Raw genomic sequence first — 15,207 nt, forward strand, 5'->3', positions numbered from 1 at the left:
GAATTTTTAATTTATTACATCATGTTGGGTATTTATTGTAGAATTTCAAGAGAAAAAGAAGAGGGTAAAGACCGTTCAATAGCAGACCAAAAGGCTTTGGGAATTGAATTAGCACAGAGACTTAGTACTGAATATAAGGTTTATATTGATGAGGGGTATTCTGGGACTTTGGAAAATATAGAAGATAGACCATCGTTTTCAAGAATGATTGATGATATTCAGGAGGGTATAATTGATTCTGTCTTTGTATTCGATCAGTCAAGACTTGAAAGAAACCCACAAATTAGGTATGTAATTAAAAAAATTTTCAAAGACAACAATACTAAATTATTCACTCACAACGGAGAGGTTAAATCTAATAATGATGAAGAAGAGATGTTTGGAGACTTGATGTCTGTATATAACCAGTATTATGTTAAGATAACCAGCAAGAAAATTAAATCAGTTTTAAGACGAAATGCCAAGGAGGGAAAGGCACATTCGAGTATTTTTCCGTATGGTTACGGCAAAGACGATAAAGGATATTTAATTGTAAATGAAGAAGAAGCCGAAATTGTAAAACGAATTTATTCTGAAAGCTTACAAGGCTTGGGTACAAATAAGATTGCTGAAAGATTAAATGGTGATGGAATTTTGACAAGGTATAATAAGATAAGTGAAGGTACAATAAAAGTAAAGAATAAATATACTAAACAGGTATCCGAAAAGAATAAAACAGAGGTAAAGTGGGCGGGCAATACGGTTAGAGGTATTATTAAAAACCCAATATATAAGGGTGAAAGACATTTTGGAGGTGAGGTATTTGATGCCCCTATAATCATTGAATTTGATTTATGGGAGGAAGTTAATAATAATCTTCCACGAAACAGTAATAATTCGGGAAAGAAGGTAGATCATAAATACTTGTTGAAAGGGTTTTTAGAGTGTGCTTATTGTGGCCGAAATATGTATGGAAGAACTAGGGTAAATAAAAAAGATAATTACTATATGTGTAGTTCTAAAAGATTAAAGGAGCAAAACTGTGGGAATAAATCTATCAATATAGATGTTTTGGACGATTTCATTTGGTCTTCTATATTCACTGAATATGATATAAAAAATGCTATTCTGAAAGATGAGAGTGAATCAGGAATAGATAAATTGAGTATTTTAAATAGAGAGATTGAAGAACTTGAAAAAGAAAAAAGCAGTTATTTGAATGAGAAAAAAAGAGCAATAGAACTTGTAGTTAAAGGCACTTTGAAGGAAAGTGAAGTTAGACAGATAATTGATGCTAACGATATAAAAGTGAGTGATATTAATATTCGGATGGAAAATTTAAAAGAAGAGATGAGGTTCGAAGAGAGGGCTACTGGATTAAAGGAAGATCTATTTGTTGATATACAGCTATTTAAAGAGGAAACACCATTTAACAAAAGACAAGAAACAATAAGGAAATACATTCGAAGAATTAGAGTTTATTTTGATAAAGAAATCCAATATTATTATATAACTGTAAAGTTTAACACACAGAGTAGTATAAAAGTTTATCCGTTAAATGGTAGTAGTAAAGCTATACGTAATTATTTAAAAGGGGATAAGACGAATACGATGTCTTTAGATTTCTTAGGACAAATGGTTGAAAGGGCACAAAAATACGAACAACAGGAAATGAAATTTTTGTAATGAAATCATTAGCAGTTTTAATACCGGAAAGAATTTACATTGAAGGTATAATAAAGGTCAACTCTTCTATTTTCGATGCAGATTATTTGAGATATTTGATTAATACGATTGTTATTAAACAAGGACGAATTGTTGAAAATAAGGAGTTAGAGGATGAAAGTAATTTATATAAAAGACAATATTATAGCGCATCTGAAAGATATGTAAATATTAATTCCTTGAGAAAAGGGAAGCAATATTCCAATCATAAATTAATGATTGAATATTTATGTGGGGATAATTTTACAGTAAGAAGGAGCAGAACAAGGACGAAGCAGGTTAGTATATTTCAAAGAGTCCCGTATAATGTTGGTGAAAATTCTTTTGAATACAGATTTGGTGCATATTTCAGGAATAATAAACTTAGAATAGATTATATCAACGATTACAAGATAATAAATACTATTAAACAAGAATATTCAAAAACTGACACCGAATTGAACACTGGGACTTTTAAGTTTCTTACTAAATTTTTTAATCAGGATAAGTTACAGATTGATTTAGAGAAAGCCGTTGAACTGTGTGAACAAAGGTATGAAATGCACCAGAAATATAGTATGTATGTTAAAGAAATGACACAGATTGTAAACCTTTATAACGGAATTTATAGATTAACCTTTAAGAGAAATTCATTAGGAAGAGTTTATACCAACATAACACAATTACCTAAAGTTTACAGAGAGTTTATTACCTATGATAATAAACAGTTATTTGAAATTGATATATCTAATTCTGTTATATTCTTTTTAGGATTATTGATAGATAATACTCTTAATAAGAATCTTATTAAAGAATTATTTAATAAAGATATATATAATATATTAAATGAGAAGAGCTACTCTTACTATCTAATGATTTACAAATCTTTTGAAAGCCTTTCTCAGAAGGAGATTCAACTGCTGAAAAAGTTAGGAGGAAAGGGGAAGTTTTATAATGAATTTATATCTGATTTTAATAAAACCTACCCATTTGAACAGATGAAGTATTTTTATGAGAGTGAAAATGATGGGGTCTATCAAGGAACAGAGAGCCAAATAAAAAAGGTTTGTAAGAAACGTTTATTAGCAATGTTCTTTGCTCAATCAAAACATTATGAACAAGAACAAGAAATTTTCAAAACAAAATTTCCTGAATTACTTGAAAGGATTAATAAGTTTAAAGATGAAGCCGGACATAAAAAGTTCTCACATATTCTTTTTCAGATTGAAGCATGTTTTGTTGTTGATGTTGTGGCAAGGAGATTTAACAGAAAATATAGAAGAAACGCCCCTATATTTACACTACACGACTGTTTAATAACAACATCTGATTATATGGATAAGTTACAGCAGGTTTTTAATGACAGTTTTATAGAATATTTGGGATGTGTTCCCAAGACAGAGGTTAAGGAGTGGTAAAACAGACGTACCCCCGATTTTTCCCTTTAAAATATTTTTATGATAGAATATATCAGACGAATGTAGAGACCGGAAAAATCAAGGGTATGTTTAGAGAACGTAGGGATTGTTTTATCTTACCCAATCATCATAATTAGAAAAATGAATCAGTGTAATCAGCTTGTTTGCTAATCTCTCTTCAGCAGTATCAGAACTAACATCGGTTGCAATAGTAATTTCCCCTGTTTCATTAAAAATGTTATTATCAGAAAATTTAATGTAAGAACTGTATTTATTATTATCAATGTTCGTTACGACATTAAATGAGATGATTCCATAGCTATACAAGAAAGTATCCATAAAATTAAAATAATCCATTCCAGAATTAATGTAATTTGAATGAATAAATCTTTTCACATCATTATCAAGATTAGAAAAATAATCTCTCATCACAGAATTAAATTTTGAGTTGCTCATAACATTTGGAATGTCTAATTTTGTGAAAAGTTAGAAAAATTTTTATATAGGAAAAAAGAAAAATTTACATTTAAAATATAGATTGCGTTAGCTATTTATTCTTGTTACTGAAAACTGGTAATTTAAAGATACACGAGATAAATAGACCTAATGTTCACGCTTGGCGTGGACGTGGTTTATTTGTGTATCGGGTATACCAGTACCTCAGTAACAATAGGCTACAGTTCCACGCCTTTCTATTTATATAATCACAAAACATTTTGGAACTGGGTGATAAACTATTTTATGAAAACCCTATTATCTATCACTCTCATTTTTACATTCACTTTTTATCATTGTCAAAATTCAGAAACTATTGAAGAAGTCCCTAACCACGTATTTGCAAATATTGCTAATGGCTGGACGTACCTCGGTGAATCCGTGACAAAGATTAAATACTACGTCAAGGACATAGAACCAAACGATAACTATTCAAAGGATTATGTTTGTTGGGTTAAAACTGTTAATGCTCCAAGGAGTTACAAGGATAAGAAAGGAAACTGGATAACAAAGCAGTCTGATTACTCTATAGAGAGATGGAAAATTTATTGTAATTCCAAGAAATACGCTTTGTTGTCGTATGTTAACTACAATTCAAAAGGTCAAGTAACTTCATCTGGTAAATTAAGTGGTGAGATTGACGAGGTCATTCCAGATACAATGTCTGAGGCTGTGTTTGATTTTGTTTGTAACAAACCCTAACCGTATCAACAATTTTCCTAGTCTTTTTAAATTCTGGTACATTCATATCAATTTGAAAAGATAAGCGAAAAATCAAGGGTACGTATATAGCTACGTTAGCCTTATTTATTTACTATTAAGTCCAATAATAAAAATACTATTATGAAAATTAGACCAAAAGAAATTTTAGAACCTCTCTTCATCTTCCTAATATTCTTAGGCTTTGTTGTAGGTGGTATTTCTTTAATTATATATGGTTATAGCCATGATAATGACGTAGAACTGACATTTGGTTTGGTTGTAGCCTGTTTGGGGTTATTCCAAATTTTCCAAAGATATAAAGTCAGTTATGTATTTGCCATTATACCTATTTTATTAGTTGTAGTTGGTTTATCAGGAACATTCATTTTTATTCTATTCTATATCCCATTCTTTTACAAAGAATCTTTGAATCTGGATCTAGGTGCATTGATTTTAAAAGATTGGTTTGTAAGGTTAGTAATAATAATTATTGATGTGCTTTTGCTCGTCAATGTATTTACATATACCAAAAAGTGTTTGAGCATAAACAAAGAACAAAAAAAAGGTCAATATTAACCAACCCTTGCTATTTACGGTTATCCGTAAGAAACACCCATAAATTCATAATACTTTTATCACTAAAAATCAAAATTTAATCATTAACAAATAAAAACTCTAACATCATGAGAAAACTAATTTTTACAACATTAACAATCATTTTCAGTGTCATCATTTTGTCCTGCTCAAACAACGATGATGACAACAACAATCAATCATTCCCCTTTGAGGGTAAATGGTCTGGAAGTTATTCCGGAACAAAAGACCACGGAACATTTAAGATTAATGTAAGTTCAACAGGAAAAGTTACAGGAACAACGACATCAGCCGTATTTAATGAGGACTTTGATGTTAACGGGAATGTTTCAGAATCCGGAAATTTCTCTGCAATTGCTGGGAGTGCAAGTTCAGGAGCAACATTTACAGGACAAATGAGTGGAAATAATGGAAATGGGACTTGGATTAATACCTCAGCAAGTATGAGCGGAACTTGGACAGGTGGAAAGAATTAATTGATTTTTACATAGGCGTATCAGGATTTTAGCACGTTTCTTTTGTTTTTGGTATATCAGTATCAAAAATAAATTTGAGGGGCTAAAATCTGGATATGTCAGGAGAATGTATTCATGATTTATTATTGGCTTAAACAAATAGTTTATGAAAAAGAAAATAATTAAACTTATGCGGAAATAGAATTACAAATATTGAACTTGGAAATTCACCCGACATTTCTCCAAGCCCTTATTATGTGTAGATATGTAAAGATATTTCTAAGATATGTCTTGCAAATGAATTCTATATATCGTACCATCTTCCCAAACAATTGTTGGTTTACTATTTTTATATTTTTCTTTGATTACTTTAGAGGCATGTTCACTAGCAAAATCATCGATTTCGTAAATATTAGGTAATTTAAAGAATTGCTTATAATTTAAATGCAATTCTTCAACTAAATCTTGCGCAAAATCAAAGTTTTCAAGATTATAAAATATCTGATATTGATTTACACCAATATTCTTTCGTGTAAGAAATGAAAAGTATGCTAAGAGACACTCAAGAATTGTTTTATGGGAAAACTTATAATCACCATTTGAGTTTCTATTTAATAATGTTCTACTTCGAATTTCTAATTCATTCAAGTTTATATTGTTTTTTGAAGCAATTTTTTGAGAATCTTCAAAGCTTATAAAATACCCATTTTCTTTATAGTTATTGTAAATGTGAATAGCTAATTCGTAAGTAAAATAATAAAGATTTTGTTTAAATGTAATTCTTTCAGAATCTGGATATTTTAGAGACTCTCTATTAATCCATGCCTCAATAAGTGTTTCGTAAACTTCAAATTTTATAAAATTACTTTTATTCAACTTAACCAAATCTTCGATATAGGACAATAACATTGGCCTGAAAAATATATCTTTTGTGCTTAAAATAATTCTCTTTGCTTTATTTTTATTTTCGATTTGCCAAAATGGAAATGTATTATTTAAATATTTTTTAACATCTGACTTGTTAAAAGGAGATATGTACACTTTTTTGATGATATGATAACCATTTCCGATAGTATTATACTTTTTAATTTTTAACTCATATGGTTCTTCCTTTTCATTTACAAAAAAATTTGTCCTGCAAGTTATTACTACTTGTTTAAAATTTGAAACATGACTTATTAATTTGTCAAAAAAAAGTGAATAGTTTTTTGTTTCTTCATGAAAAAACAAATTTGATTCATCTAGAGCATCTAAAAGTAAAATCGTTTTTTCTGGCTCCTTTATATCAGAAATTACTTTTTGTAGTTCATCAAAATTCTCACCTAAAGGTAAGAGCCTAATTTTTTCATTTGAAAATATCAGATTTCGAAGATTTTTATTGTATAATCTAAAAAGATTTAATAGAAATGTAGTTTTCCCCATTCCCGCGTCACCTAATATTAGATAATACTTTTGCTCTGGTTGTTTAATTCTAAAAACATTTTTTAAAAAGAAATTTAATAAATCTTCTCTAACTGCAAATGCGAAATTATTATTAAACTCAATTTCATTAGAAGGATCTATATTTTGACATTTAGTTCGAATATATTTTTTTTTTGCTGCTTTTAGTGTTGCATCTGTATAATATGGAATAAGGTTAAGATTGTTTTTTCTTTTTAAAAATAAATTGAATAAATATTTAAAAAAATAAGTTATTACACCTAAAATTGCTCCAAAATTCATTATTTCAGATAAGGCTTTTGAAACTTTTGGAATAAAAAATAAGTTGAAAAAATTTTCAATTAATTCATTCATAAGGGCTGGTTATTGTTTTTTTAGTATTACGCTTTACGTCTAATATACGAATTGCGTTAATATTAAATATATAAGTTTATATTTATTAATTATATCAAATATATAAACAATTAAAAATCAATGAATTATTTTCGATCCATTTAGGTAGACGTATAAAATAATATTCACGAGCCGATTAAGCAATCTCATTAGATATGATCTCCTATGTTAGAGTTTATAATTACGGAAAACCGTAATTATAATTAAGATTATTCTGGTAATTATGTATGAAATTACTTTAAATTAGTATACTATTAATAGCCAAAGAATTACCATGATAGAATCAATTGTACTTAAAAATGTAGCTACCTATAATACAGCAGGGATTTGTATAGAAAATATTAAAAAAATTAATTTCTATTATGGAGCAAATGGTAGCGGTAAAACAACTTTATCAAATTTTTTGCAAAATCCTAACAACCCAAAATTTAATGATTGTTCAATTCAATGGCAAAATGGACAAAAGTTGAAAACTTTGGTATATAATAAAGATTTTAGAGAACAAAACTTTGGTAATGGTAAATTAAATGGTGTTTTTACAATTGGTCAAGCCACTAAAGCTGAAATTGAGGTAATTAATAAAAAAAACGAAGAATTACAAAAGATAAAAGAAGATGGTATAAAAAAACGTGCTACATTAAAAATTCAAAATGATAAAAAGAATGACTTAGAACGGAACTTTAAAGAAAGTATTTGGAAAAAAATATATAAGAAATACGAAAAAGAGTTTAAAGAGGCATTTGTAGGATTTATAAGTAGCAAAGATAAATTTAATGACAAATTATTAAATGAGTTTTCAAACAATACTTCAAGTTTATCTGATTTAGAAGAGTTAAAAGATAGAGCAAAAATCATCTTTAATGAAATTCCACAAAATATACCATTATTAAGTATGCCTGAGTGTGATAGAATTTTAGAAATTGAAAATCACGTAATATGGAATAAAATTATAGTAGGTAAGGCGGATGTTGATATTGCGAGGCTTATTCAAAAATTTAATATCAATGATTGGGTTAATCAGGGAAGAAGTTATATACAAGATAATGATGATACTTGTCCTTTTTGTCAAAAACAAACTATTTCAGAAGATTTTAAAAGGCAATTGGAATTTTTTTTTGACAAATCTTATTTGCAAGATTTGGAATCATTAAAAAAACTTAAGCAAGAGTATGAATATTTAGTTCAGAATATTATTAATCAGCTTGATGGGATTGAACTTAATCAAAAAAATTTAAAAAGCAGTAAATTAGATATAGATAAATTCTCTGCTTATGTCAAAACTTTAGTTAGTCAAAGTGTTATAAATGTTGAACTATTGAATAATAAATCTAAAGAGCCAAGTCGAAAGATTGAAATTGTTTCTTTAAAAGAACAATTAGATTTAATTTCAGAATTAATTAGAACTACAAATTCTGAAATAGCAAAACATAATGCTATTGTTCTTAATTTCAATACAGAAAGAAAGAATTTAATAAATTCTATTTGGAAATTTATTATTGAGGAATATAGAATGGATATATCTTCCTACAATACTCAAAAAATTGGTTTAGAAAAAGGTATTGATGCACTAAAAACACAAGTGGAATCTAAATTAAATGAATACAGTGCTCTTGATTCTGAAATTAAAACATTAAGTAAAGACGTCACAAGCATTCAACCTACAATAAATGAAATCAATCGTTTGCTAAAATCGTATTGTTTCCTAAATTTTGAAATTGTTCCAACATCTGAAGATGGTTTTTATCAAATTCAACGTGAAGACGGAACGATTGCCGAAGAAACTTTAAGCGAGGGGGAGGTCACTTTTATTACATTCTTATATTATCTACAATTAGCAAAAGGTGGAACGTCGCAAGAAACTGTAAATGAAGAACGAATTCTAGTTATTGATGACCCAATTTCAAGTTTGGATAGTAATGTATTATTTATTGTGAGTACCTTAATTAAAGATATTTTGAAAGATATTAAATCTAATATTGGTAATATTAAACAAATTATTTTGTTAACTCATAATGTGTATTTTCATAAAGAAGTTTCTTTTATTGATGGAAGAACAAAAGAATGCAAAGAAACTAATTATTGGATTTTAAGAAAGAACGATAAAACTTCAAGCATCCAATCTTTTGGAGTAAAAAACCCAATTCAATCATCATATACACTTTTGTGGCAAGAATTGAAAAGTGAGGAATTAAGTTCAAGCTTATCTTTGCAAAATATCATGAGAAGAATTATTGAGAATTATTTTAAACTTCTTGGAAAGTTTGGTGATGATGATTTAATTGAGAAATTTGAATCAAAAGAAGAACAGAATATTTGTAGATCATTAATAAGCTGGATAAATGATGGCTCTCATAGTATAAATGATGATTTATTTATTGAACTTCCTGATAGAACAATAGAGAATTATAAAAAAGTATTTAAAGACATTTTTATTAAAACTGACCATGAAGGACATTATAATATGATGTTTGGAATAGAGGAAGAATAAAATTGTAAATTTATAGTTGCTCTCCGAGCCTGAAAATGGTCTATATTCTCTACATTAGGCTATTTTATATAATTATTAATATTCACATATATTAAGAGTGTTGTAAAATAGCTTCAAATCATTACTAGTAGGATGTTTGCAGTTTTTTTGTTTTTAGTTGGTAAAATGTCGCTCGAACAAAGTTTGCATTTGCATTTTTAACGTTGTATGGTGTCCTATTTTAGGTCTTATTTCTGTTAAATTGATATGAAGATGCCAGAATTTATTTTCAAGCGAAAAAATTTGGATACCATCAGAGATCATTCGAGTTGATTTAGTGAAATTTAAAAATTTTTAAAAAAAATACTCCGGATGAGGTCTGTGTATAAAAACTCCCCCCTGTTTGCAAAAAGAAAATTGACTTTTTTAAGGGCGTACTGGCATCACGGATTTTAATTCTGGAAAATAATTTCCTAAAAATATTTGATCTCTGAAAAAGAAGATAATGTTTTTCTTCTCCGTTCTATTGATTCCTTTAAGAACTTGAATTGCTATTGATTATGAGAGTGATTGAGTAAAGATTGTTTACTTATTAGATAGTAATTTATTTACTTTCTGCACAGTTCCAACACTGACTCTGCAAATTTTCGCAGTATCTCTAAAAGAATTACCCTTTTTAAGATTTTTTATCACATCTTTATATTTGTCCAAAAAGATCTCATTACTTTCTTTAGAGCCTTTTACTCTACCTTTGTAAGCTCCATTCAATTTAGCAATCATAATACCCTCTCTTTGTCTTTCTAAGATTGTTTCCCTCTCCATTTCCGCAACGCTTCCCATTACCGAAATAATTAATTTAAAAGCAGTATTTTCTTTACTATTTACAATGCTGTCAAGTCCGAGATTATCAACTCTTAAATTAATTTTATTTAGATTTAAAAATTCTACTGTTTTTAATATATCAACCAAATTACGTCCTAATCTGTCTATCGAACTTACTGCAAGAGAAGTAATTTTACCATCGATAATATCTTTTATTAACTTTCTCCCTTCGGGTCTTTCATTAAAATTCTTCACTCCTGAAATAATATCAGTGTAAATTAGTTCCTCTCTGGACGCTTTTTGCTCCTGTCTTGCTGTTTTTTGATTTCCAGTTGAAACTCTTATGTATCTTGCTTTCATGATAAAATATTTTTTTTGTATCAATAATAGAGTGGTATTGTTTGATACGGAATTTTATAGCTGTTTTCGTAAAAATCCCTTATTCAAGTGTTTTAAAGAATACTTATACTTTAAATTTATACCCTCTCATTATGTAGAGCAACAGATGTTGCCCTGGTAGGAGGGGGAAGCTATCCTCAGCCCGGAGAAATTTCCCTTGCCCATAACGGAGTTTTATTTCTGGACGAAATGCCTGAGTTTAAAAGGACTGTGCTGGAAGTAATGCGCCAGCCCCTGGAAGATCGTGAAGTAACAATTTCAAGAGCCCGGTTTACAGTAAACTATCCGGCAAGTTTTATGCTGGTAGCTTCTATGAATCCCAGCCCAAGCGGTTTCTTTCCCGATGATCCTAATAACACCTCATCGGTTTACGAAATGCAGCGGTACATGAATAAACTTTCAGGGCCGCTTTTAGATAGAATAGACATCCATATCGAAGTTCAGAAAGTTGAATTTGAACAGCTTTCCGAGAAAAGGAAAGGAGAAAAAAGTAAGGATATCAGAGATCGCGTACTCAAAGCAAGGGATATTCAGAATAAAAGATATCAAAGCCTCAATATCAGTAGTAATGCCCAAATAGGACCTAAGGAAATTGAAGCATATTGTGAACTGGATGAAACGTCTTTCGGTCTCATCAAATTAGCCATGGAGAAACTTAATCTTTCAGCAAGAGCTTATGACAGAATCCTTAAAGTCGCCAGAACAATAGCAGACCTTGAAGAATCTGAAAATATCCTGTCTCATCATATTTCCGAAGCCATACAATACAGAAGTCTGGACAGGGAATTCTGGAATGGATGATTGGGTGCTATTTAGCTGGTTTTAAAACAAATAAAAGGCTTTTTTTTTCATAAGTTTAATTCCCTGTGGTAGGATAAATGTAGTAATTATGTAACGCATAGTTTAAATAGTTATGTTAAGTTTGATTACCAAATTATTTAACTATCACGTATGAAAAACAAATTTTTAAATACCGAATAAAATATACCCGGTTCTGAAAAGTATATTTTACGATTCTTCCTTCTTTTCGAATGTCATGAATAATGATTGAATGCGATTTCCCTTTTGCTCTCAAAGCAGATGGGTTATACTCTGCATCGTTCATTTTCCTGAAAACTATAATAAACACATTTAGTAGTATAAGCTTGTGGTTATCCCTCGTGGCCTGTTATTAAATTGTTTTCCATAGGGAGAAAGACTTTATCATTTTTAATCCAAATCAAATTATTATGTCAAACACAAATCCCTCATCAGAAACCTTATCGATAGGTTCAGCGGTATTACTGTCTTCTGAAGACAGAGAAAAATTACTCAACAGGTTTAATAAAACCGGCTGGGATTATCATCATGAAGAAACCCTGGTTTCTCTTTTCCGGAGACAGGTAATCCTGCATCCTGATAAGACTGCTGCCGTTTACCAGGATCAGAAAATTACGTATGGAGAGCTGGACCAGCGAAGCAATCAGGTGGCCAATTTATTACTGGGCCATGGTGTTAAAGAAGGAAAATATGTTCCCATCTGGCTGGACCGTTCTTTAGAATGGATTATTGCTGTACTTGGAGTTATCAAAACAGGTGCAGCGTACGTTCCGATAGACCCGGCCTACCCTGTCAGAAGGGTAGAATATATTCTTTCCGACACCTCTGCTGATCTAATCATTACCAATCAAATTCTTGAAAAACTATTATCAGAAACCGGAGACACAAAAGTTTTTGATCTGAGCAATAGAGAGCATCTTGATCATTTATCTTCAGAATATCCGGAAATTAATATTCATCAGAAAGCCCTGGCATATACTATTTATACTTCAGGCTCAACCGGAAAACCCAAAGGAGTGATGGTAAGCCATCAGGCTATACAACACCTGGTAACATGGCATAATCACCACTTTCATGTAGATCACTTTTCAAAACTGACTCTTGTTGCGGGATTGGCGTTTGATATTTCTGTGTGGGAAACCTGGTCTGCTCTTACTTCAGGAGCAACAGTTTTTATTGCAGATAATGAGGATAGAACCAATGCTCATGCATTGGTAGATTACTACAGAAAAAATCATATTACCCATGGCTTTGTTCCTACGGTTCTTGCTCCTTCTGTGGTTGATATTACCCGGAATTATAATGATCTGAAATTAAAATATCTCTTTACAGCAGGTGAAAAACTAAAACCGGTACTTACTTCAGAATTAAGCTATGAGCTGGTAGATTATTATGGTCCCACAGAATGTACCGTATATGCTACTTTTAAAAAAGTGAAAGATGCCAACGGAAAGTATGTTTCCTCGATAGGCAGGCCCATTGCCAATGCAAAAGCTTATATTCTTGGGGAAAATAAAGAATTGCTGCCTGTCGGAGCAGTCGGAGAATTATGCATCGGCGGAAATCTTTTAGCAGAAGGATATCTTAATAATGAAGAGCTTACCCGTTCCAAATTTATTTCGAATCCGTTCACAGAAACAGAAAAACTTTATTGTACTGGAGATCTCGCCAGATGGAAACCGGATGGTGAAATTGAATTCCTGGGAAGAATTGATAACCAGGTGAAAATCAGAGGATTTAGAATCGAACTTGGAGAAATAGAACGTTCACTGATCCGGCAGGAAAATATTAAAGAAGCTGTGGTTATTGGTAAGGAAGCGGAGGGAAGTACCAAATACCTGATTGCTTTTGTTGTATTAAAACCTGACGTAACAACAGATACTTCATCAATCCGAAATGCTCTGAAAGAAGAACTTCCGGGGTATATGATCCCGGCACAGATTATTTTTACAGATACAATTCCTTTAACAGCAAATGGTAAAACAGATATCACGGCATTAAAGGCTCTCGCCGAAAAAGATGCTAAAGAAGTAATTTCATCTGAACCGCCAACCAATGAAACAGAAAGAATTATTGTAGAGGTCTGGTCGTCTGCTTTGGAGCGCCCTGTTATTAATATTACAGATAATTTTTTTGATATCGGAGGAAATTCACTGCTGGTAGCCATTGTTGCTGTAGCTTTAGAAAGAAAACTTGATGTGAAAGTGTATCTTCGGGATCTCTATCAGTATCCGGTACTGCAGCAGCTTTCGGAAATTCTTATTAAGAGATCCGGAGAAACCGGAAACGCAATTCCTGCGGAAGACGTGGAACCCTACGTAGAACTTCAGCAGGATGTCTATCTTGCCCCGGGAACTGTTTTTGCAGGTGGATTTACCCCTCAGCAGGTGGAAAATCCGGCTGCTATATTTTTAACGGGAGCCACAGGATTTGTAGGAATACACCTGTTGCAGGAACTTCTGGATACAACAAATGCTGATATTTACTGTCTTGTAAGAGCTCAGGATGAGTTCTATGCAATGGAAAAGATTGACCGATGCTTTAAACAATACCATATTCCACAGAATATGGGACAGAAATCACGGATCATTCCTGTTATAGGTGACCTGACGCTGCCATCTTTAGGATTGTCACAGGAAACATTTACAAAGCTTGCCAGGCAAACCGATCTGATTTATCATTCGGGAAGTTCCGTCAACTTCATCGAACCTTATTCCTATATGAAAGCTCCCAATGTAGAAGGATTAAGGGAAGTCATAAAACTGGCGGGAGCGGAAAAAACAAAATGTCTTGCCCTATTGTCAACTATTTCCGTATACAGCTGGGGACATGTCTTTACCGGAAAAAAAGTAGTGCTTGAATCCGATGATATTGAACAGAATCTGATGTCTGTAAGTAAAGACATCGGCTACGTAAGAAGTAAATGGGTGATGGAAGCGGTTGCCGATTTAGCCGCAAAAGAAGGCCTGCCATTGATTACGTATCGTCTTGGATATGCCATGTGCCACAGCGAAACAGGAGCGAGTGCTTCTTACCAATGGTGGTCCGGATTGGTGAAAAACTGTATAGAATTCAAATCTTATCCCGCACTCACTGAACTTAGGGAAGGTCTTATTACTGTAGATTATATGACCAAAGCCATGGCTCATATCACAAAAAATAAAGACGCGATCGGCAAAAAATTCAACCTGATTGCCCGTCCGGAAACCGATCTTACTTTAGAAGAGTTCTTTGAACTTCTGAAAAAAAATTATCCTTTCACACTCGAAAATCTTCCTTATAAAGAATGGCGGAAGCAGTGGGAAGATGACAGTAAAAACCGTTTGTATCCATTGACAAGTCTTTTCAGAGATAATATCCATGAAGGCTTATCCACTGTGGAACTTTATCAGAATACTTATATATGGGACTGCTCCAATGTTATTCAGTATCTTGAGGGTTCAGGTATTCAGGAACCTGTATTTGATAAGAAAATGCTGGATTCCTATTTACAATATCTTGGAATTCAGGTTGAATAATA

At 31.4% G+C, this 15,207-nt stretch carries 10 protein-coding genes and 1 pseudogene; 8 read left to right on the forward strand and 3 right to left on the reverse strand.

Annotation, left to right across the window (positions count from 1 at the left end; genetic code table 11):
• Positions 1-21: 21 nt before the first annotated feature.
• Both J2786_RS14965 and J2786_RS14970 read left to right on the forward strand, forming a co-directional pair.
• Positions 22-1,665 (forward strand): recombinase family protein, encoded by a 1,644-nt coding sequence (locus tag J2786_RS14965; protein ID WP_310025757.1) that lies wholly within the window; start codon positions 22-24, stop codon positions 1,663-1,665.
• Positions 1,665-3,101 carry a hypothetical protein gene (locus J2786_RS14970; protein WP_310025759.1) on the forward strand — a complete coding sequence of 479 codons (1,437 nt, stop codon included), beginning with the start codon at positions 1,665-1,667 and terminating at the stop codon, positions 3,099-3,101. The genes J2786_RS14965 and J2786_RS14970 overlap by 1 nt, the downstream gene beginning before the upstream one ends.
• A 111-nt stretch (positions 3,102-3,212) precedes the next feature.
• Here J2786_RS14970 and J2786_RS14975 read toward each other — a convergent pair whose 3' ends face one another.
• Complete coding sequence (locus tag J2786_RS14975) at positions 3,213-3,557, reverse strand: hypothetical protein (RefSeq protein WP_310025761.1); 345 nt, start codon at positions 3,555-3,557, stop codon at positions 3,213-3,215.
• 285 nt (positions 3,558-3,842) lie between these two features.
• Between J2786_RS14975 and J2786_RS14980 the strand changes: the two genes are divergently transcribed.
• The 3 genes from J2786_RS14980 to J2786_RS14990 all read left to right on the forward strand — a co-directional run bounded on the left by J2786_RS14980 (position 3,843) and on the right by J2786_RS14990 (position 5,368).
• Positions 3,843-4,298, forward strand: a complete 456-nt coding sequence (locus tag J2786_RS14980; RefSeq protein ID WP_310025763.1) for a surface-adhesin E family protein — start codon at positions 3,843-3,845, stop codon at positions 4,296-4,298.
• A 141-nt stretch (positions 4,299-4,439) separates the two neighbouring features.
• Positions 4,440-4,874, forward strand: a complete 435-nt coding sequence (locus J2786_RS14985; protein ID WP_310025766.1) for a hypothetical protein — start codon at positions 4,440-4,442, stop codon at positions 4,872-4,874.
• Positions 4,875-4,981: 107 nt separating this feature from the next.
• Complete coding sequence (locus tag J2786_RS14990) at positions 4,982-5,368, forward strand: hypothetical protein (protein WP_310025767.1); 387 nt, start codon at positions 4,982-4,984, stop codon at positions 5,366-5,368.
• Positions 5,369-5,626: 258 nt separating this feature from the next.
• Here J2786_RS14990 and J2786_RS14995 read toward each other — a convergent pair whose 3' ends face one another.
• On the reverse strand, positions 5,627-7,141 hold the full coding sequence (locus J2786_RS14995) for an NACHT domain-containing protein (RefSeq protein ID WP_310025769.1): 1,515 nt from the start codon (positions 7,139-7,141) through the stop codon (positions 5,627-5,629).
• Positions 7,142-7,454: 313 nt separating this feature from the next.
• Here J2786_RS14995 and J2786_RS15000 point away from each other — a divergent pair, with 313 nt between their 5' ends.
• On the forward strand, positions 7,455-9,668 hold the full coding sequence (locus J2786_RS15000; protein ID WP_310025772.1) for an AAA family ATPase: 2,214 nt from the start codon (positions 7,455-7,457) through the stop codon (positions 9,666-9,668).
• Positions 9,669-10,232: 564 nt separating this feature from the next.
• Here J2786_RS15000 and J2786_RS15005 read toward each other — a convergent pair.
• Positions 10,233-10,829, reverse strand: a complete 597-nt coding sequence (locus tag J2786_RS15005; protein WP_310025774.1) for a recombinase family protein — start codon at positions 10,827-10,829, stop codon at positions 10,233-10,235.
• 141 nt (positions 10,830-10,970) lie between these two features.
• On the opposite strand from J2786_RS15005, the pseudogene J2786_RS15010 reads away from it, so the two are divergent.
• Together J2786_RS15010 and J2786_RS15015 are read left to right on the forward strand one after the other, a co-directional pair.
• Positions 10,971-11,669 (forward strand): annotated as a pseudogene (locus J2786_RS15010) (YifB family Mg chelatase-like AAA ATPase); the annotation flags it as partial.
• A 428-nt stretch (positions 11,670-12,097) separates the two neighbouring features.
• Positions 12,098-15,205 carry a non-ribosomal peptide synthetase family protein gene (locus J2786_RS15015; RefSeq protein ID WP_052186735.1) on the forward strand — a complete coding sequence of 1,036 codons (3,108 nt, stop codon included), beginning with the start codon at positions 12,098-12,100 and terminating at the stop codon, positions 15,203-15,205.
• Positions 15,206-15,207 lie beyond the last annotated feature (2 nt).

Source organism: Chryseobacterium vietnamense, assembly GCF_031454475.1.
Classification (GTDB): domain Bacteria; phylum Bacteroidota; class Bacteroidia; order Flavobacteriales; family Weeksellaceae; genus Chryseobacterium; species Chryseobacterium vietnamense.

Bases quoted from the DNA above. Each gene is read 5' to 3' on its own strand.
- J2786_RS14965 (WP_310025757.1), top strand. From the start codon at position 22: ATGTTGGGTATTTATTGTAGAATTTCAAGAGAAAAAGAAGAGGGTAAA.
- J2786_RS14970 (WP_310025759.1), top strand. From the start codon at position 1,665: ATGAAATCATTAGCAGTTTTAATACCGGAAAGAATTTACATTGAAGGT.
- J2786_RS14975 (WP_310025761.1), bottom strand. From the start codon at position 3,557: ATGAGCAACTCAAAATTTAATTCTGTGATGAGAGATTATTTTTCTAAT.
- J2786_RS14980 (WP_310025763.1), top strand. From the start codon at position 3,843: ATGAAAACCCTATTATCTATCACTCTCATTTTTACATTCACTTTTTAT.
- J2786_RS14985 (WP_310025766.1), top strand. From the start codon at position 4,440: ATGAAAATTAGACCAAAAGAAATTTTAGAACCTCTCTTCATCTTCCTA.
- J2786_RS14990 (WP_310025767.1), top strand. From the start codon at position 4,982: ATGAGAAAACTAATTTTTACAACATTAACAATCATTTTCAGTGTCATC.
- J2786_RS14995 (WP_310025769.1), bottom strand. From the start codon at position 7,141: ATGAATGAATTAATTGAAAATTTTTTCAACTTATTTTTTATTCCAAAA.
- J2786_RS15000 (WP_310025772.1), top strand. From the start codon at position 7,455: ATGATAGAATCAATTGTACTTAAAAATGTAGCTACCTATAATACAGCA.
- J2786_RS15005 (WP_310025774.1), bottom strand. From the start codon at position 10,829: ATGAAAGCAAGATACATAAGAGTTTCAACTGGAAATCAAAAAACAGCA.
- J2786_RS15015 (WP_052186735.1), top strand. From the start codon at position 12,098: ATGTCAAACACAAATCCCTCATCAGAAACCTTATCGATAGGTTCAGCG.